This is a genomic window from Burkholderia sp. HI2761 (genome assembly GCF_002223355.1).
Classification (GTDB): Bacteria; Pseudomonadota; Gammaproteobacteria; order Burkholderiales; family Burkholderiaceae; genus Burkholderia.
The window spans coordinates 1,348,691-1,366,389 of record NZ_NKFN01000007.1; the positions used below are offsets into that span (position 1 = coordinate 1,348,691).

Below are 17,699 nucleotides of genomic sequence, written 5' to 3' on the forward strand. Positions count from 1 at the left end.
GAGCAATGAGCGACGATTCGCATCAATCCGACCCGCACCGCCGCGCGCGCCTTCGCTGGCGCGCGCGGCGGGGTCTGCTGGAAAACGACATCGTATTCGAGCGTTTCTTCGGCAGATACGAGCATGACCTCACCGATGCAGACGTAGGCGCGTTGTCGCGCCTGCTCGATCTGAGCGACAACGACCTGATGGACTTGCTCCTCGCGCGCAAGGAACCAGAGGGCGACCTAGACAGCCCGGACATCCGCCGGCTGTTGGAGATGCTGCGCAACGTGTAACACGTTACGCCCGTTATCGAATCCCGTTTCTTTATTTCGATTGAGGATGTGCCATGACTCCGTCTGATGTTAAAGCCACGCTATCGTTCAGCGACAACTCGCCGAGCGTCGAACTGCCGATCTACAAGGGCACGATGGGCCCGGACGTGATCGACATCCGCAAGCTGTACGGCCAGACCGGCAAGTTCACATACGACCCGGGCTTCATGTCGACGGCAGCTTGTAATTCGGCGATTACGTACATCGACGGCGACAAGGGCGAACTGCTGTACCGCGGCTACCCGATCGACAACCTCGCGCAGAACGCGGACTTCCTCGAAAGCTGCTACCTGCTGCTGAAGGGCGAACTGCCGAACGCCGCGCAGAAGAAGGAATTCGTCGACACCGTCACGAAGCACACGATGGTGCACGAGCAGATGCACTTCTTCTTCCGCGGCTTCCGCCGCGACGCGCACCCGATGGCGGTGCTGGTGGCGGCCGTCGGCGCGCTGTCGGCGTTCTATCACGACTCGCTCGACATCAACGATCCGCGCCACCGCGAAGTGTCGGCGATCCGCATGATCGCGAAGCTGCCGACGCTCGTCGCGATGGCGTACAAGTTCAGCATCGGCCAGCCGTTCGTCTATCCGAAGAACGAACTGTCGTACAGCGCGAACTTCATGCACATGATGTTCTCGAACCCGTGCGAAGAGTACAAGGTCAATGATGTGCTGGTTCGCGCGCTCGACCGTATCCTGATCCTGCACGCCGATCACGAGCAGAACGCATCGACGTCGACGGTCCGCCTGGCCGGTTCGTCGGGCGCGAACCCGTTCGCGTGTATCGCGGCCGGTATCGCGTGTCTGTGGGGCCCGGCGCACGGTGGTGCGAACGAAGCCGCGCTGAACATGCTCGAGCAGATCGGTTCGCCGGACAACATCCCCGAATTCATCAAGCAGGTGAAGGACAAGAATTCGGGCGTGAAGCTGATGGGCTTCGGTCACCGTGTGTACAAGAACTACGACCCGCGTGCGAAGCTGATGCGCGAAACGTGCTACGAAGTGCTGAACGAACTGGGCCTGCACGACGACCCGCTGTTCAAGCTCGCGATGCAGCTCGAGAAGATCGCGCTGGAAGACGAATACTTCGTGTCGCGCAAGCTGTACCCGAACGTCGACTTCTACTCGGGCATCGTCCAGCGCGCGCTGGGCATCCCGACGTCGATGTTCACGTGTATCTTCGCGATGGCACGTACGGTCGGCTGGATCGCACAGTGGAACGAAATGATCGCCGATCCGGAACAGAAGATCGGCCGTCCGCGTCAGCTGTTCATCGGCGATACGCCGCGCGAAGCAAAGCCGCTCAACGCACGTTGAACCGTGTGCGGCGCGAACGGCCGGCAGGCCGCTCGCGTCGGGCAATCGCAACGCCACGACACCCCGACGGGTCAGCCCGTCGGGGTGTTTTCATTTGCGCGGCCGACGTTGGCCCGATCCGGCGCGGCGCTCCAGCGACGGCGGCCGGGTCCCGAGCGCCGGCGCATCGTCGTCGGGTGCGTGGCCGTGCTGCTTGAAGAACTGCCGGTACGCGCCGGGCGTCGTGCCGCGCGCGGCGAGGAACTGGCGATTGAAGTTCGCGGCATTCGGAATGCCGCAGCGCTCGGCCACCGTCGCGATCGGCCAGTCGGTGCCGACGAGATGGCGGCAGGCGTGCGCGAGCCGCAGCCGTTGCACGTAGCGGCCGACACTTTCGCCGAGATGCCGGACGAACAGCCGTTGCAGCGTGCGTTCGGACAGGTGGGCGGCAGCGGCGAGTGCGTCGATGCGCAGCGGTTCGTGGAAATGCCGGTCGATCGCGTCGAGCACGCGATCGAGGCGTTCGGTTTCGGGCGCGGCCGAGTCGGCGGCCGAGGACGCGCCGTCGGGCCGGTCGTACGCGTGCGCGGTGGCGAGCGGTTCGCCGCCGGCTTGCGCGAGATCGGCAAGCGTGTCGAGCGTGGCCGCGAGCCTCACGCGCGGCGACGGATCGAGCAACAACGCCAGTCGCGCGCGCATCGCGCGGGCCGTCTCCACGTCGAAGCGCAGGCCCGGCGCCGCGCGCCGCAGCAGCGAGCGCAGCGGCGCGTATTCGGGGCAGCAGTCGGCCAGCCGCCGCACCCAGTCTCCGTCGAACCAGATGACGAGCGCGACCTCGGGCGCGTCGCGATCGATGCGCGCGTTCGACGACCACGTATGCGGCAGGTTGGGCGGCACGAGCACGAGATCGTCGTCCGCGTAGCGCGCGACATGATCGCCGATGAAGCGCTGGCCGCGGCTGTTGAGCGTCAGCGTCAGTTCGTACTCGGGGTGGCGATGCCACTCGAACGGAATGCGCGCGAGCTGACGGTGATAGACGCGGATCGAACAGCCGGGCGCGAACGTCACGTGCTCGTATTGCGGTTTCATCGCGGCCTCCGGTAGGGGCAGGCAGCGCGTCGTGGCATGATCGTGAGCGATCCTTACCACGGAGCGATGCCATGTTTTCACATGTTTGCGTGGGCGTCAGCGATACGGCGCGCGCCTACGATTTCTACGCGCCGCTGTTCGCGGAACTCGGGCTGCGTCTGAAATTCCGCGAACCGGACGGCTGGTCGGGCTGGATGCCGGCCGACGCCGAGCGGCCGCTGTTCTTCTTCGGCAAGCCGCTCGATGGCCGGCCGCCCGAACCGGGCAATGGCCACACGATCGCGTTCGATGCGCCGACCCGTGCACACGTCGATCGCTGCCACGCGCTCGCGCTGCGACAGGGCGGCGCCTGCGAAGGGCCGCCGGGCCTGCGGCCGCACTATCACCGCGACTACTACGGCGCCTATTTCCGCGACCCGGACGGCAACAAGCTCTGCGTGGTCTGCCATCGTCGCGAGTGATGCACGATTGTCAGGATTGTATCGATCATTGACCGGATCGTAGTGATATCGGCCATGCGCCGGCCGTACGCTGACAGCACATCACGACACGCTTCAGCGAGGAGACGACGATGCAACTGACGATTGACGATCTGCCGGCCGCGATCCAAGCGGCCAAACGGGCGCTGCGCGCCGACTTGCCCGGTTATGCGGCCACGTTCCGCGAGCTGGAAGGCGACATCGCACGGCAGGTCGACGCGATCCGCCGCGCGCACGCGCAGGGCCGCGACGTGATTCCGGTCGTGCCGTTCGCGGATATCGCGGCCGGCAAGGTCGATCCGCACGCGATTGCCGCGATCCGCACGCATGGCGCGGTCGTGATCCGCGGTGTGTTCGATGCGCGGCAGGCGCGCGACTGGAACGACGAGATCGGCGCGTATCTGGAGGCGAACCGCTTCGCCGACCGGTTGCACGCGCGCGCGGAAGACCGCTATTTCGGCAACCTCGCATCGGGCAAGCCGCAGATCTACGGCGTTTATTGGTCGAAGCCGCAGGTCGCTGCGCGCCAGTCGCCGGCGCTCACGCAGGCGCGGGTGTTCCTGAATCGCCTGTGGCGGCATGCGGACGGCGCACGCGCGCATTTCGATCCCGACCAGGTGCCCGCCTATGCGGACCGGATTCGCCGCCGGCCGCCCGGCTCGACGTCGCTCGGGCTGTCGCCGCATGTCGACGGCGGCTCCGTCGAGCGCTGGCTCGGCGCGAATTTTCGCCGGGTCTATCGCCACGTGCTGGCCGGCCGCTGGCGCGATTACGATCCGTTCGATGCGGCGTTTCGTCCCGACGTCGAGGAGATTCCGTCGCCGGCCGTGTGCTCGATGTTCCGCACCTTCCAGGGCTGGACCGCACTGACGCTGCAGGGGCCCGGCGACGGCACGCTGCAGCTGATCCCGGTCGCGAACGCGATGGCCTATGTCGTGCTGCGTGCGCTGCAGGACGACGTCGCCGACGACGACCTGTGCGGCGCACGTCCCGGCCGCGCGCTTTCCATCCGGCCCGAATGGCATGCGCTGCTGCTCGACGCGCTGGTGCCGATCCCGCACATGGCGCCGGGCGACGCGGTGTTCTGGCACGGCGACGTCGTGCATGCGGTCGAGGATGCGCATCGCGGCAGCGGCGACAGCAACGTGATGTACATCGCGGCCGCGCCCGGCTGCGCGAAGAACGACGCGTACCTGCACCGCCAGCGTTCCGCGTTCCTGCGTGGCGACAGCCCGCCCGATTTCCCGGCCGATCATTTCGAGGTCGAATTCGACGGGCGCGCGGGGGAGGGCGAGCTCACGGCGCTCGGCCGTGCGCAGATGGGATTCGAGCCCGGCGTGTAACGCGCGTGCGGCGGGCGAAACGGCCGTTCGCGAGACGGCGAGCGGCCCGAATCCGCTGCGGGGTGCGCGCAATTCGACGCAAACGGCTGTCGGTGCCGCCGAAATCGACGCGAATTGCGCAATTTGGCTTCCGATAATGGTCCGGACACAACGCCGCCGGCCCGTGCGCCGCACGGAGGCGGCGCAGATCATGGAGGAGTCGATGCAATTCACGCAAGCGATCGTTCGCCGTCCCGCGCCGTCCTGTGGCGCGGGCCTCACCACCGCCGCGCTCGGGGCGCCCGACTACGACAAGACGCTCACGCAGTTCCATGCATACTGCGATGCGCTGCGCGGGCTCGGCGTCAAGTTGACCGAACTACCGCCTCTGGATGCGTTTCCCGATTCGCATTTCGTCGAGGACGTCGCCGTCGTCACGCCGGAATTCGCGGTGATCACGCGCCCCGGCGCGCCCGCCCGGCGCGGCGAGACGGTTCATATCGAAGCGGCGCTGGCCGCCCATCGCGACCTGCTGCCGATGCAGTCCGGCCGCCTCGACGGCGGCGACGTGATGCTGGTCGGCAAGCGCTTCTTCATCGGCCTGACGAGCCGCACCGATGCCGAGGGCATCGCCGCATTCGACGCGCTGGTGTCGCGCCATGGCTATTCGGTCGTCGCGGTGCCGGTCGGCGCAGGCCTGCACCTGAAATCGGTCGTCAACGCGCTCGGCGACGACACGCTGCTCGTGACCGACGCGCTGGCCGCGCATCCGGCGTTCGCCGACTATCGCCGGATCGCGATCGCGGCCGCGGACGAATACGCGGGCAACACGCTGCGCGTGAACGGCACGCTGATCACACCGGCCGGTTATCCGCGCGTGCATGACGCGATCGCGTCGCTCGGTTTGCCGCTGCACGTGATCGACACGAGCGAGTTCCGCAAGATGGACGGCGGCCTGACCTGCCTGTCGCTGCGGTTCTAGCCGATTGGCGCGCGGCCGCTTCGGCCGGATAATGTGGCCCCCCGCGCGGAACGGCAGACGCTCCGCGCATGAGCCAGGACCCGACCGGAGCGAACGCGGATGACCGACAAGAAGATGCAGCTCGACAAGATCGATCTCCGGATCCTCGACATTCTGCGTACCGACGGGCGAATTTCCTACCGGAAGCTGTCGGAACGCGTGAACCTCACGCCGCGGCCGTGCCAGGCGCGCGTGGAGCGGCTCGAGGCGCTCGGCGTGATCGAAGGGTATCGCGCGGTGATCAAGGCGCCGCGCGCGACCAAGCCGATCGTCGTGATCGCGCAGATCGTGCTGGCCGATCATGGGCGCTCGCAGGCACCGTTCGAGGAGGAAATGCGCGCGAATCCGGCCGTGCTCGATTGCTGGCTCGTCAGCGGCACGTTCGATTTTCTCGTGCGGCTCGCGTGCGAGGATCTCGACGAGTACCGGCGGATCGCGAACGCGTGGCTGGAAAGTCCGCGGTTCCGGATCGAGAAGATCGTGACGACGGCCGAACTGCAGGCGATCAAGCGCAGCCTCGTGTGAGGCGACCGGCCCGGCAGGGCCGGTTTCAACGCGAATGACCGGATCAATCGATTTGCATTCCAAATCAAATCGGTTGGCCGGGTCACAATCAGGATGAACACTATGGATGCTATGCAAGCGGCAGCGCAGACGGCCGCGCCGTCCGGGGCGACGCTGAAGCGCCGGCTGCAGGGCCGCCACATCGCGATGATCGCGATCGGCGGTTCGATCGGCACGGGGCTGTTCGTCGCGTCGGGCGCGTCCGTCGCGCAGGCGGGGCCGGGCGGAGCGATCGCCGCGTATCTCGCGATCGGGATCATGGTCTACTTCGTCGTCACGGGGCTCGGCGAGATGGCGGCGCTGATGCCGGTATCGGGCTCGTTCGCGATCTACGGCGAGAAGTACGTCGACGAAGGTTTCGGCGTCGCGCTCGGCTGGACCTACTGGTACAGCTGGGCGGTGACGATCGCGATCGAGCTGGTCGCCGCGCAAATCGTGATGCGCTACTGGTTTCCGTCGGTGCCGGGCGTGTGGTGGGGCGCGAGCTTCCTCGTGCTGATCTTCCTGCTCAATACGCTGTCGGTGCGCGGCTTCGGCGAATCGGAATACTGGTTCTCGCTGATCAAGGTCGTCACCGTGATTGCGTTCATCGCGGCCGGGCTGCTGATCGCGGCCGGCGTGCTCGGCGGCGGGCATACCGGCGGCGGGCATACCGGCACCGGGCATCCGGTCGGCTGGCGCAACTTCACGGCCGGCGACGCGCCGTTCGTCGGCGGCGTGCACGCGATGATGAGCGTCGCGCTGATCGCGGGTTTTTCGTTCCTCGGCACCGAGTTGGTCGGCATCACGGCCGGCGAATCGGAAAACCCGCGCAAGACCATCCCGCGCGCGGTGAAGCAGATCTTCTGGCGGATCATGCTGTTCTACGTGCTCGCGATTTTCGTGATCGGCCTGCTCGTGCCGTACACCGATCCGAACCTGCTGAAGAGCGACGTGACCGACATCGGCGTGAGCCCGTTCACGCTGGTGTTCAGCCACGCGGGGTTCCCGCTCGCCGCCGGCGCGATGAATCTGGTGATCCTGACGGCCGTACTGTCGGCCGGCAATTCCGGCACCTACGCGGCGACGCGGATGCTGTACAACCTCGCATCGGAAGGGCGTGCGCCGGCCATGTTCGCGAGGCTGTCGCCGGGCGGCGTGCCGCGCAACGCGCTGTACGCGACGATGGCCGTCGGCGGGTTGTGTTTCCTCACGTCGTTGACCAACAACCAGCGCATCTATCTATGGCTGCTGAATACGGTCGGCATCACCGGCTTTATCGCGTGGCTCGGCATCGCGGTCTGCCATTACCGGTTCCGCAAGGGATTTTTGAAGCAGGGCTATCGGCTCGATCAACTGCCGTATCGCGCGAAATGGTTTCCGTTCGGGCCGGTGTTCGCGATCGCGGTCTGCATCGTGATTTCGCTCGGCCAGGATTACCAGGCGTTCTTCGCGGCGCGCATCGACTGGATGGAAGTGCTGTCGATCTATGTGTGGATTCCGCTGTTCGTCGCGATCTGGTGGGCGTATCGCCGCGCGCGCAAGAGCCGGCTCGTGTGCTACGAGGAGATGGACATCGGGCCGTGGCTCACGCGCTCGGTCGAGGCCGTCGACGCGGCCGCCGCGCAGCACGGGCAGCCGCACTGACCGCCCGCGCGGGTGCGGACCTTGCCGGCGTTACTTGTCCAGCTCCGGATAGTGCCGGAAGATCCCCATGTCGTTGAACGGGATGCGGCGCTCCGACTCGAGGTAGCGCGCGACGGGCGGGTGCTGCGCGACGCGATCGTGCAGCGCGACGAGCGCCGCGACCTTGCGCTCCGCGCGCTTCATCGCTTTCGGGAACGCATAGCGCAGGCCCTCGATCAACTGGAACATCGACAGGTCCGCATAGCTGAGCGCGCTGCCCGCGATATAACCGCTCTTGTGCGGGTTCTGCTCGAGCACGCGATCGAAGTAGCCGAGGAATTTCGGCAGCCGGTTCTCGAGGAAATCGGCGGCGCGCTCGGCCGCTTCCGCCTTCTGGTCCTCGTAGTACAGGCCGCTGCCGATCGGATGGTGCGTGTCGTGGATCTCGGTGATGAAATCGGCGGCGGTCAGCTGGATCTGGTGCACCCACAGCCGGCCGGCTTCGTCGTCCGGCGCGAGCCCGAGCCGCGCGCCGAGAAACAGCAGGATGTTCGCGGTCTGCCCGACGACCACGTCGCCCGCCTTCAGGAACGGCGGCGCGAACGGCACGCATTCGGCTTTCGTGCTGTCCATCATGCGCATCATCGCCGACACGCCCATCCCGCGCCCCGATTCGCGCGCGACGTCGACGTAATCGGCTTCGGCCGCTTCGAGCGCGAGCCGCACGTATTCGCCGCGACCCTGGATCTCGGGCCAGTAATAGAGTTCATATCGCATGCTGTTCTCCTGTTCGTTGCACCGAATGCTGCCGGCTGCGTGACGGTGGGGCGGCCATGCGCGCCCGCTGCGAATAGACAGTCTAGGAGATCGTCTGAAAAGTGCCGCGCGCGTCGTGCGTCACGCGCCGCGTTCGCCGCCTTCGGGGCCGTAGAAGAACACCCACGTCGAGAAATCGTCCGAGAAGCCGACGAAGCGGTGCTCGGCGTGCGCGGGAACGAACAGCGCGTCGCCGGCCGCGACGTCGCATTCGCGCCCGTCGACGACGAAGCGCGACGTGCCGGCGGCGATCACGTAGATCTCGTCGCGCACATGCGGAGCCTGCCGGTCCTCGATGCGCGGCCGGTACAGCTCGACGTCGAGCGTGCCGTGGCGAAACAGCGTCGTGAACAGTGTGCCCGCCTCGTCGAGGCGCGCAAGCGATTCGTTCAGGCCGAGCTTCATGGGGACTCCGGGTCCGGATCACGGGAACGTGCGTTGCGCCATCGTAGCGCGCATGTCGATATCTCGAAACTCCGCGATGGCCATCGGCGAAACAAAGGCGCGATCAGCTCGCCACATGTGAAACGGATTCGACCATCGGCGGAACGGAGCAGCAGCCGAGCGGATTCGACCGGTATTTTCACCGCAATTTAACCGACGCCGCCTACGATCGCGCTTCGTCAGTCGACCACACGTCGCGATGCCGATTCGTGCGTGATTGCCCGATGGCCTTTCCCTTTGATCCCGCGAAATCCGGCGATCGTGCCTGCAGTCATGCGCGCTCGTTATTCGCATTCTTTCGTCTCGCACTCATGAGTCAGCATTCCCCGGTTTCGTCCCGCAGAACGTTCCTGTCCGCCGCGCCGGCCGTCGCGGCGGCTTCATTGCTCAGCGCGTGTGGCGGCGACGACGTCACGTCGGCGCCGATCGGCGACGCCGCGCTCGCCGCGCAAATGTCCGCGAAACTGAACGCCCAGCTCGGTGATGCGGCGACGGTCGATGCGATCGTGCCGGCGATGACCGATGTCGGCTTCACATGGGCGCTGCCGACGGCGCCGGCCGCGCGGATCGGCGCGATCGTCGCGTACAGCTTCGGCAATCGCCCGAACGCGGCGAGCGGCAATACGTCGAGCACCGGCGGCAACCAGTCGGCGCTGCCCGACCCAGGGCCGGTGAACGAAGCGCTCGCGGACGCCGTGTACCGCATCCGCCAGTTGAAACCCGTCAAGATCTACGCGCAGTGGGAAATCGCGCGTTTTCTCGTGTCGAAATACGGGCTGGGCGCCGACGCGCTGTCGTCGATCGAGCCGGTGATCGCGAGCGACGGCTCGATCGTGTACCTGAGCACCGCGGGTGTCGCGGCCGTGGCCGTATCGCGCGCGGGCGGGGCGGCGGCGATGGGCACCGTCGCGGTGGTCGGCCATCGCGATCATGCGAAGCGCTGCATCCAGACCTCGCAGCAGGCGGGCATGACGGCCGCTGCGGTCGCCGAGGTGCCGCTGCCGACGACGTACGACCCGCAGTCGGGCCAGCCGTGGACGCGCAACCGCAGCCTCTATCTCGTACACGACATGTATGCGCAGATGCTGACGCACGCGATGACCGCGACGATGCAGGCGTTCCCCAAGGGCTGATGCTTTCCATTGTTTTTCATTCGACTCCCGTGACCATGACGAACCGCCGCCATTTCCTGGCTTCCACTTCATTGCTCGCCGCATCGTGCGCCGCCGCCGCCGCACCCGCTTTCGCGGGCGACGTCCCCGTTTCCGATGCGGAACTGCAGCGCCAGATGCTCGGCAAGCTGACCAACGAACTGAACGATCGCGCGACCGCCGCCGACGAAACTGGTTACCTGCTCGACACGTTTTTCTCGTGGACGCCGCCCACCGTCGACCCCGCCGCCATCGACACGATCGTCGCGTTCGGCTTCGGCGGTCGCGCCGGGGCATCGGCCGCCGCGCCGGTGCCGGGCCCCGTGAACGAGGCGATCGCCGATACCGTGTTCCAGCTCCGGCAGAAAGTCGCGGTGCCGATCTTCGCGCAGCAGGAAGTCGCGAGCGTGCTCGCGTCGAAGTACGGACTGGCGGCCGGCGTGACGTCGATCCCGACGCCTGCCGCGGTCGCAGGCAGCCCGATATCGACGCCCGATGGCGTGGCCGCCTCGATCGTCAGGCAGGCCGGGTCGGCCGCGGCGCTCGGCAAGATCGGCGTGGTCACCCATCGCGATCAGGCGTCGATCGCCGTGCGCGTATCGAACGCGGCGGGGATGCAGGCAGCGGTGCCGGGAGGGCTGTCGCTGCCGAACGTCTACGATACATCGGCGCAGCAGGCGGCGATGCGACGGCGCGATCTTTACCTGATGAGCAACGCCGGCATGCAGCTCGCGATGCTGCGGCTCGAATTGATCAATCGCGAATATCCGAACGGCTGAGCGAGGGCACGGATACAGGCCCCGCACGCGCGCTCGCCGCGCGCCGGCTCGTGCGTGCCCCGTTTTGGCTGGTAATGCCGATACAGGTATTGGCACTACCAGCCAAACCACTGTTTTTAATGGGTTTTTTCGCGTCCTGCCTGCGCCGTGGCGGGTTCCGCGTGGCATAATCGACCGCATCCGCAAGGCTTGTAGTCACAACGACCCCGCATACCCATGGCACAGACTCTCTACGACAAACTGTGGAACACCCACGTGGTCCACACCGAGGAAGACGGCACGACCCTGCTCTACATCGACCGTCAGCTGCTGCATGAAGTCACGAGCCCGCAGGCATTCGAAGGGCTGAAGATCGCGCAGCGTCCGGTGTGGCGCATCAGCGCGAACCTGGCCGTGTCGGACCACAACGTGCCGACGACGGACCGCAGCCACGGCATCGCCGATCCCGTCTCGAAGCTGCAGGTCGACACGCTCGACGCGAACTGCGACGCATTCGGCATCACGCAGTTCAAGATGAACGACATGCGCCAGGGCATCGTCCACATCATCGGGCCGGAGCAGGGCGCGACGCTGCCGGGCATGACGATCGTGTGCGGCGATTCGCATACGTCGACGCACGGCGCGTTCGGCGCGCTCGCGCACGGCATCGGCACGTCGGAAGTCGAGCACGTGCTCGCGACGCAAACGCTCCTGCAGAAGAAGAGCAAGAACATGCTCGTGAAGGTCGAGGGCGCACTCCCGCGCGGCTGTACCGCGAAGGACATCGTGCTCGCGATCATCGGCAAGATCGGCACCGCGGGCGGCACGGGCTACGCGATCGAATTCGGCGGCTCGACCATTCGCGCGCTGACGATGGAAGGCCGCATGACCGTCTGCAACATGGCGATCGAGGCCGGCGCGCGCGCGGGCATGGTTGCCGTCGACGATACGACGATCGATTACCTGAAGGGCCGTCCGTTCGTGCCGACCGGCGCGGAATGGGATCAGGCCGTCGAATACTGGCGCCAGTTCAAGTCGGACGACGGCGCGCAGTTCGATCGCGTGGTCGAGCTGAACGCGGCCGAGATCGTCCCGCAGGTCACGTGGGGCACGTCGCCGGAAATGGTCACGTCGATCGACGGGCGCGTGCCCGATCCCGAGCGCGAAAAGGATCCGGTCAAGCGCGACGCGATGGAGCGCGCGCTGGCCTACATGGCGCTCGAGCCGAACACGCCGATCGAAGCGATCAAGGTCGACAAGATCTTCATCGGCTCGTGCACGAACGCGCGGATCGAAGATATTCGCGCGGCCGCGTATGTCGTGAAGAAGCTGAACCGCCGCGTCGCGCCGAACGTGCGGCTCGCGATGGTCGTGCCGGGCTCGGGCCTGGTGAAGGCGCAGGCCGAGCGCGAAGGGCTCGACAAGGTATTCACCGATGCGGGCTTCGAATGGCGCGAGCCGGGCTGCTCGATGTGCCTCGCGATGAACGCCGACCGGCTCGAGCCGGGCGAGCGCTGCGCGTCGACGTCGAACCGCAACTTCGAAGGGCGGCAGGGCGCGGGCGGTCGCACGCATCTCGTGAGCCCCGCGATGGCCGCGGCCGCGGCGATCGAAGGTCACTTCGTCGACATTCGCCAGTTGGGGTAACACGTGACGGCATCGAAAATCATTGCGCGGCTGGTTGCCGTGCTGGCGCTGGCGGGGCTGGGCTTCGGCCTGGCCGGCTGCAATACCGTCCGAGGCTTCGGCGAGGACGTCCATTCCGCCGGCAACGCGCTGCAGCGCGCCGCGGACTGACGCCGCCACCGAGAATTTGTCGATGTGCGCCGGCTGAACGCCGGCCCTTCAACCGGATAGACGGATCATGGAAAAATTCACTGTACATACCGGCGTCGTGGCGCCGCTCGATCGCGAGAACGTCGACACCGACGCGATCATCCCGAAGCAGTTCCTGAAGTCGATCAAGCGCACGGGCTTCGGTCCGAACGCGTTCGACGAATGGCGCTACCTCGATCACGGCGAGCCGGGCCAGGACAACTCGAAGCGTCCGCTGAACCCGGACTTCGTGCTGAACCAGCCGCGCTACCAGGGCGCATCGGTGCTGCTCGCACGCAAGAACTTCGGCTGCGGCAGCTCGCGCGAGCACGCACCGTGGGCGCTGCAGCAGTACGGCTTCCGCGCGATCATCGCGCCGAGCTTCGCGGACATCTTCTTCAACAACTGCTACAAGAACGGTCTGCTGCCGATCGTGCTGACCGAGCAGCAGGTCGATCACCTGTTCAACGAGACGGCCGCGTTCAACGGCTTTCAACTGACGATCGATCTCGACGCGCAGGTCGTGCGTGCGGGCGACGGCCGCGAGTATCCGTTCGAGATCGCCGCGTTCCGCAAGTACTGCCTGCTGAACGGTTTCGACGACATCGGCCTCACGCTGCGCCACGCGGACAAGATCCGCCAGTTCGAAGCGGAACGGCTCGTGAAGCAGCCGTGGCTCAACACCAAGCTGGTCGGCTGATCGCGCGCTGCGGGCGGGCGCGCCGCGCGTGCGCCCGGCCGCCGGTCTCCCCAACACCCTACCCAGTCAGGAATTTCGCATGAAGATTGCAGTGCTGCCCGGCGACGGCATCGGTCCGGAAATCGTCAATGAAGCGGTGAAGGTGCTGAACGCACTCGACGAGAAGTTCGAACTCGAACAGGCGCCGGTCGGCGGCGCGGGCTACGAGGCGAGCGGCCATCCGCTGCCCGACGCGACGCTGGCGCTCGCGAAGCAGGCCGACGCGATCCTGTTCGGCGCGGTCGGCGACTGGAAGTACGACTCGCTGGAGCGCGCGCTGCGCCCCGAGCAGGCGATCCTCGGGCTGCGCAAGCACCTCGAGCTGTTCGCGAACTTCCGCCCGGCGATCTGCTATCCGCAGCTCGTCGATGCGTCGCCGCTGAAGCCTGAGCTCGTCGCGGGCCTCGACATCCTGATCGTGCGCGAACTGAACGGCGACATCTACTTCGGCCAGCCGCGCGGGGTGCGTGCGGCGCCGGACGGCCCGTTCGCCGGCGAGCGCGAAGGCTTCGACACGATGCGCTATTCGGAGCCGGAAGTGCGCCGCATCGCGCACGTCGCGTTCCAGGCCGCGCAGAAGCGCGCGAAGAAGCTGCTGTCGGTCGACAAGTCGAACGTGCTGGAGACGTCGCAGTTCTGGCGCGACGTCATGATCGACGTGTCGAAGGAGTACGCGGACGTCGAGCTGTCGCACATGTACGTCGACAACGCGGCGATGCAGCTCGCGAAGGCGCCGAAGCAGTTCGACGTGATCGTCACCGGCAACATGTTCGGCGACATCCTGTCGGATGAAGCGTCGATGCTGACGGGCTCGATCGGCATGCTGCCGTCGGCGTCGCTCGACAAGCACAACAAGGGCCTGTACGAGCCGTCGCACGGTTCGGCGCCGGACATCGCGGGCAAGGGCATCGCGAACCCGCTCGCGACGATCCTGTCGGCCGCGATGCTGCTGCGCTACTCGCTGAATCGCGCGGAGCAGGCCGATCGCATCGAGCGCGCGGTGAAAACGGTGCTCGAACAGGGCTACCGCACGGGCGACATCGCGACGCCGGGCTGCAAGCAGGTCGGCACGGCCGCGATGGGCGACGCGGTGGTCGCCGCGCTGTAAGCGCGTGGAAATGAAGTGCGGTAATTAATGTGGAAAAGGGCGCGAACGAGCCGTAAAAATCGGCCGGTTCGCGCGCGGTTGGCCGTTGTGCGGGCCACCGGCTTTGTGTAGACTCGAACGATGGCGCTGATTTCCCTGATCTCCCCGGTCCTGAAACTCCACGGCAACACTGCCCGTGCGGGTGCGCGCGCCATCGTCATCACGAAAACCATTACCACGAAAACGATCATTAAACGCTGATCGCCGTCGTGCCCGCCTGTTTCCCCGCGCGGTCACGCGGGGACGGAAATGGCGGGGAAGCTCCATTCAAAGCAAAGGGTTAGTCATGAACGTAGGTCTCGTAGGTTGGCGCGGCATGGTTGGCAGCGTCCTGATGCAGCGTATGCAGGAAGAGGGCGATTTCGACCTGATCGAACCGGTGTTTTTCAGCACCAGCAACACGGGCGGCAAGGCGCCGTCGTTCGCGAAAAACGAGACCACGCTCAAGGACGCGACCAACGTCGACGAGCTGAAGAAGTGCGACGTGATCATCACGTGCCAGGGCGGCGACTACACGAACGACGTGTTCCCGAAGCTGCGCGCGGCCGGCTGGAACGGCTACTGGATCGACGCCGCATCGTCGCTGCGGATGAAGGACGATGCGGTCATCATCCTCGATCCGGTCAACCTCGACGTGATCAAGGATGCGCTCGTCAAGGGCACGAAGAATTTCGTCGGCGGCAACTGCACGGTCAGCCTGATGCTGATGGCGCTCGGCGGCCTGTTCCGCGAGAACCTCGTCGACTGGATGACGGCGATGACGTACCAGGCCGCATCGGGCGCGGGCGCGCAGAACATGCGCGAGCTGCTGTCGCAGATGGGCACGCTGAACGGCGCGGTGCAGGAACAGCTCGCCGATCCGGCTTCCGCGATCCTCGACATCGACCGCCGCGTGCTGGCCGCGATGAACAGCGATGCGATGCCGACGAGCCACTTCGGCGTGCCGCTCGCCGGTTCGCTGATTCCATGGATCGACAAGGATCTCGGCAACGGGATGTCGAAGGAAGAGTGGAAGGGCGGCGCGGAAACCAACAAGATCCTCGGCAAGCCGGCGATGGGCGAGCCGGGTTCGATCCCGGTCGACGGCCTGTGCGTGCGGATCGGCGCGATGCGCTGCCACTCGCAGGCGCTGACGATCAAGCTGAAGAAGGACGTGCCGCTCGACGAGATCAACGGCATCCTCGCGTCGGCGAACGACTGGGTGAAGGTCGTGCCGAACGAGCGTGAAGCGTCGATGCGCGACCTGTCGCCGGCGAAGATCACCGGCACGCTGTCGGTGCCGGTCGGCCGCCTGCGCAAGCTCGCGATGGGCGGCGAATACCTGTCGGCGTTCACGGTCGGCGATCAGCTGCTGTGGGGCGCGGCCGAGCCGCTGCGCCGCATGCTGCGCATCCTGCTCGACAAGTAAGCCCGCTCCGCTGTCCGGCCCGCAGGCCGGGCTGCACCACATGACGCGCCGCGTCGGCCTCGAGATTCAGGGCCGGCGCGGCGCGTTTTTTCATGCGCGGTTCAGCGCAGGTTCAGCAGCGTCTGGTCGACGGCCTGCTGGGTCTTGATCGTCTGCGCATTCGCCTGGTAATTGCGTTGCGCGGTGATCAGGTTCACGAGCTCGGTGGTCAGGTTGACGTTCGAGTTTTCCAGTGCGCTGCCCTGCAGCGTGCCGTGGTTCGTGCTGCCCGGCGCGGAGATCTGCGGCACGCCCGACGCGGCCGTTTCCGCATACTGGTTGCCGCCGATGTTCACGAGCCCGTTCGGGTTGTTGAAGTTCGCGAGCGCGATCATGCCGAGCACCGCGCTCTGGCCGTTCGAGTAGTTGCCGGTCAGCTTGCCGTCGGTGCCGATCGAGAACGTCGTCAGCGTGCCGCTCGCGAAGCCGTCCTGCGCGAGGTTGTTCACGCCGTCCTTGCCGCCGTACTGCGTCGTGCCGTCCAGGTCGAGCGTCAGGTTCTGCGGATTGGCGCCGCCCGTCGTGTTCGGGATCGCGAATGCGAACTGGCCGAGGCTCGGCGTCGGCTGGCCGGTCGCGGCCGACGTCGTCGAGCTGATCCGGCCCGATGCGTCGAACGTGACGGTGCCGAGATTCGTCGGCGTCTGGCCCTGTGCACCCGCGTAGGCCTGCCACGTGCCGGGCGCGCTCTTCGCGAAGTACATCGTGACCTGTTGCGAGCCGCCGAGCGTATCGTAGACCTGGATCGACGAGTTGTAGTTGTACGTCGTGTTGTCGTTCGCGTTGAACGGCGTCTTGGTCGGCACCTTGTCCTGCGCGTTCAGGTTGAACTGGCCGGTGATCTTGCTCGTCGCCCGCGGCGCGATGTTGCTGGTCGGCGCCTGCAGCGGCACGGTCTGCGCGGTGTTGATCACGCCGCCCGCGCCTGCCCCATGGCCCATCAGGTTGCGGCCTTGCGAGTCGACGATCGCGCCGTTCTTGTCGCGATGGAACGTGCCGTCGCGCGAGTACGTGGTCACGCCGTTGCTCGACATCTGGAAGAAGCCGTTGCCGTTGATCGCGACGTCGAGCGACGATTTCGTCGAATCGATCGTCCCCTGGCCGAAATTCTGCTGCACCGACGCGACCCGCGTGCCGATGCCGATCTGCGTGTTGACCGACGTCGCGACCGAATTCGCGTACATGTCGGCGAAATTCGCGCGTCCCTGTTTGAAGCCAACCGTGTTTGCGTTCGCGATGTTGTTGCCGATCACGTCGAGATTGCTCGACGCACCGGCCAACCCGCTCAAACCCTGCTGATAGCCCATGTTCGTCCCCGTAACGAGCTGGTGAGTGGATGCAGTCGTGCGACTGCGCGATGGCCCTCCGGTACTTCACGGCATCAGCCCGGCCAAGCGCGCGCCCGCCTTTCCGGCATGGGCACGCGCATGGTCGAAATGTGCCGATTGCTGTTTGAAGACGATCGTATCGGCGGTGATTATCGGATCTGTGTAATTTTGTGTAATGAAATTGAATTGATGCAGAAATGACCGTTTTTATATGAATAATGGGGCGTGCAGAGTGGGCTGAAAGCCTTATGGGGTGGTGCTTTGGTGGTGTAAATTTTCATTTCTTCGATAAGAGAGGGGAATTGTCTTCTTATCGATGAATTGGAATTGGTTGGAAGGGGATTGATTGCCGGTCGGGATTT

General features: G+C 65.9%; 19 protein-coding genes. 15 read left to right on the forward strand and 4 right to left on the reverse strand.

What is annotated here, in order from left to right; all coding sequences use genetic code 11:
• The first annotated feature begins 5 nt into the window (after nt 1-5).
• The gene (locus CFB46_RS23675) at nt 6-278 is read left to right on the forward strand and encodes an FAD assembly factor SdhE (protein ID WP_027782606.1); all 273 of its coding nucleotides are present in this window, start codon (nt 6-8) and stop codon (nt 276-278) included.
• A gap of 53 nt (nt 279-331) precedes the next feature.
• Entirely contained in the window at nt 332-1,633 is a 1,302-nt protein-coding gene (gene gltA / locus CFB46_RS23680; protein ID WP_027782607.1) for a citrate synthase, read from the forward strand.
• Nucleotides 1,634-1,723: 90 nt separating this feature from the next.
• On the opposite strand, the gene CFB46_RS23685 is transcribed toward gltA, so the two are convergent.
• Nucleotides 1,724-2,701 (reverse strand): helix-turn-helix domain-containing protein, encoded by a 978-nt coding sequence (locus tag CFB46_RS23685; RefSeq protein WP_089501469.1) that lies wholly within the window; start codon nt 2,699-2,701, stop codon nt 1,724-1,726.
• A gap of 71 nt (nt 2,702-2,772) precedes the next feature.
• On the opposite strand from CFB46_RS23685, the gene CFB46_RS23690 reads away from it, so the two are divergent.
• From CFB46_RS23690 to CFB46_RS23710, 5 genes are all read left to right on the forward strand, one after another.
• Nucleotides 2,773-3,162, forward strand: coding sequence for a VOC family protein (locus tag CFB46_RS23690; protein WP_089501470.1), 390 nt, complete (start codon nt 2,773-2,775; stop codon nt 3,160-3,162).
• A gap of 110 nt (nt 3,163-3,272) precedes the next feature.
• A complete protein-coding gene (locus tag CFB46_RS23695) occupies nt 3,273-4,523 on the forward strand; it encodes a DUF1479 domain-containing protein (RefSeq protein WP_089501471.1) in 1,251 nt (416 codons plus the stop codon).
• Between the two features lie 202 nt (nt 4,524-4,725).
• The gene (locus CFB46_RS23700; protein WP_089502320.1) at nt 4,726-5,484 is read left to right on the forward strand and encodes a dimethylarginine dimethylaminohydrolase family protein; all 759 of its coding nucleotides are present in this window, start codon (nt 4,726-4,728) and stop codon (nt 5,482-5,484) included.
• Between the two features lie 99 nt (nt 5,485-5,583).
• Complete coding sequence (locus tag CFB46_RS23705) at nt 5,584-6,048, forward strand: Lrp/AsnC family transcriptional regulator (protein WP_089501472.1); 465 nt, start codon at nt 5,584-5,586, stop codon at nt 6,046-6,048.
• Between the two features lie 102 nt (nt 6,049-6,150).
• Nucleotides 6,151-7,713, forward strand: a complete 1,563-nt coding sequence (locus tag CFB46_RS23710; protein WP_089501473.1) for an amino acid permease — start codon at nt 6,151-6,153, stop codon at nt 7,711-7,713.
• 30 nt (nt 7,714-7,743) lie between these two features.
• Here the strand turns inward: CFB46_RS23710 and CFB46_RS23715 are convergent, their stop codons facing one another.
• Entirely contained in the window at nt 7,744-8,469 is a 726-nt protein-coding gene (locus CFB46_RS23715; RefSeq protein WP_027782614.1) for a glutathione S-transferase, read from the reverse strand.
• A gap of 120 nt (nt 8,470-8,589) precedes the next feature.
• Entirely contained in the window at nt 8,590-8,913 is a 324-nt protein-coding gene (locus CFB46_RS23720) for a cupin domain-containing protein (RefSeq protein ID WP_027782615.1), read from the reverse strand.
• Nucleotides 8,914-9,263: 350 nt separating this feature from the next.
• On the opposite strand from CFB46_RS23720, the gene CFB46_RS23725 reads away from it, so the two are divergent.
• The 8 genes from CFB46_RS23725 (at nt 9,264) to asd (ending at nt 15,970) form a co-directional block, all read left to right on the forward strand.
• Nucleotides 9,264-10,085: a hypothetical protein gene (locus tag CFB46_RS23725; protein ID WP_027782616.1), complete on the forward strand. Its 822-nt coding sequence runs from the start codon at nt 9,264-9,266 to the stop codon at nt 10,083-10,085.
• Nucleotides 10,086-10,120: 35 nt separating this feature from the next.
• Nucleotides 10,121-10,882: a Tat pathway signal protein gene (locus tag CFB46_RS23730; protein ID WP_089501474.1), complete on the forward strand. Its 762-nt coding sequence runs from the start codon at nt 10,121-10,123 to the stop codon at nt 10,880-10,882.
• A 216-nt stretch (nt 10,883-11,098) separates the two neighbouring features.
• Complete coding sequence (gene leuC, locus CFB46_RS23735) at nt 11,099-12,508, forward strand: 3-isopropylmalate dehydratase large subunit (protein WP_089501475.1); 1,410 nt, start codon at nt 11,099-11,101, stop codon at nt 12,506-12,508.
• A 3-nt stretch (nt 12,509-12,511) separates the two neighbouring features.
• A complete protein-coding gene (locus tag CFB46_RS23740) occupies nt 12,512-12,658 on the forward strand; it encodes an entericidin A/B family lipoprotein (protein WP_027782619.1) in 147 nt (48 codons plus the stop codon).
• A gap of 67 nt (nt 12,659-12,725) precedes the next feature.
• Nucleotides 12,726-13,376, forward strand: a complete 651-nt coding sequence (gene leuD / locus CFB46_RS23745; protein WP_027782620.1) for a 3-isopropylmalate dehydratase small subunit — start codon at nt 12,726-12,728, stop codon at nt 13,374-13,376.
• Nucleotides 13,377-13,455: 79 nt separating this feature from the next.
• On the forward strand, nt 13,456-14,523 hold the full coding sequence (leuB, locus tag CFB46_RS23750; protein ID WP_089501476.1) for a 3-isopropylmalate dehydrogenase: 1,068 nt from the start codon (nt 13,456-13,458) through the stop codon (nt 14,521-14,523).
• Nucleotides 14,524-14,643: 120 nt separating this feature from the next.
• The gene (locus tag CFB46_RS23755; RefSeq protein ID WP_006756675.1) at nt 14,644-14,763 is read left to right on the forward strand and encodes a hypothetical protein; all 120 of its coding nucleotides are present in this window, start codon (nt 14,644-14,646) and stop codon (nt 14,761-14,763) included.
• A gap of 85 nt (nt 14,764-14,848) precedes the next feature.
• Entirely contained in the window at nt 14,849-15,970 is a 1,122-nt protein-coding gene (asd, locus tag CFB46_RS23760; RefSeq protein ID WP_027782622.1) for an aspartate-semialdehyde dehydrogenase, read from the forward strand.
• A gap of 101 nt (nt 15,971-16,071) precedes the next feature.
• Here the strand turns inward: asd and flgE are convergent, their stop codons facing one another.
• A complete protein-coding gene (gene flgE, locus CFB46_RS23765) occupies nt 16,072-17,316 on the reverse strand; it encodes a flagellar hook protein FlgE (protein WP_089501477.1) in 1,245 nt (414 codons plus the stop codon).
• Between the last annotated feature and the right edge of the window lie 383 nt (nt 17,317-17,699).

What these genes read in the sequence shown, in the direction of transcription:
- CFB46_RS23675 (WP_027782606.1), top strand. Translation starts at nt 6, where the DNA reads ATGAGCGACGATTCGCATCAATCCGACCCGCACCGCCGCGCGCGCCTT.
- gltA (WP_027782607.1), top strand. Translation starts at nt 332, where the DNA reads ATGACTCCGTCTGATGTTAAAGCCACGCTATCGTTCAGCGACAACTCG.
- CFB46_RS23685 (WP_089501469.1), bottom strand. Translation starts at nt 2,701, where the DNA reads ATGAAACCGCAATACGAGCACGTGACGTTCGCGCCCGGCTGTTCGATC.
- CFB46_RS23690 (WP_089501470.1), top strand. Translation starts at nt 2,773, where the DNA reads ATGTTTTCACATGTTTGCGTGGGCGTCAGCGATACGGCGCGCGCCTAC.
- CFB46_RS23695 (WP_089501471.1), top strand. Translation starts at nt 3,273, where the DNA reads ATGCAACTGACGATTGACGATCTGCCGGCCGCGATCCAAGCGGCCAAA.
- CFB46_RS23700 (WP_089502320.1), top strand. Translation starts at nt 4,726, where the DNA reads ATGCAATTCACGCAAGCGATCGTTCGCCGTCCCGCGCCGTCCTGTGGC.
- CFB46_RS23705 (WP_089501472.1), top strand. Translation starts at nt 5,584, where the DNA reads ATGACCGACAAGAAGATGCAGCTCGACAAGATCGATCTCCGGATCCTC.
- CFB46_RS23710 (WP_089501473.1), top strand. Translation starts at nt 6,151, where the DNA reads ATGGATGCTATGCAAGCGGCAGCGCAGACGGCCGCGCCGTCCGGGGCG.
- CFB46_RS23715 (WP_027782614.1), bottom strand. Translation starts at nt 8,469, where the DNA reads ATGCGATATGAACTCTATTACTGGCCCGAGATCCAGGGTCGCGGCGAA.
- CFB46_RS23720 (WP_027782615.1), bottom strand. Translation starts at nt 8,913, where the DNA reads ATGAAGCTCGGCCTGAACGAATCGCTTGCGCGCCTCGACGAGGCGGGC.
- CFB46_RS23725 (WP_027782616.1), top strand. Translation starts at nt 9,264, where the DNA reads ATGAGTCAGCATTCCCCGGTTTCGTCCCGCAGAACGTTCCTGTCCGCC.
- CFB46_RS23730 (WP_089501474.1), top strand. Translation starts at nt 10,121, where the DNA reads ATGACGAACCGCCGCCATTTCCTGGCTTCCACTTCATTGCTCGCCGCA.
- leuC (WP_089501475.1), top strand. Translation starts at nt 11,099, where the DNA reads ATGGCACAGACTCTCTACGACAAACTGTGGAACACCCACGTGGTCCAC.
- leuD (WP_027782620.1), top strand. Translation starts at nt 12,726, where the DNA reads ATGGAAAAATTCACTGTACATACCGGCGTCGTGGCGCCGCTCGATCGC.
- leuB (WP_089501476.1), top strand. Translation starts at nt 13,456, where the DNA reads ATGAAGATTGCAGTGCTGCCCGGCGACGGCATCGGTCCGGAAATCGTC.
- CFB46_RS23755 (WP_006756675.1), top strand. Translation starts at nt 14,644, where the DNA reads ATGGCGCTGATTTCCCTGATCTCCCCGGTCCTGAAACTCCACGGCAAC.
- asd (WP_027782622.1), top strand. Translation starts at nt 14,849, where the DNA reads ATGAACGTAGGTCTCGTAGGTTGGCGCGGCATGGTTGGCAGCGTCCTG.
- flgE (WP_089501477.1), bottom strand. Translation starts at nt 17,316, where the DNA reads ATGGGCTATCAGCAGGGTTTGAGCGGGTTGGCCGGTGCGTCGAGCAAT.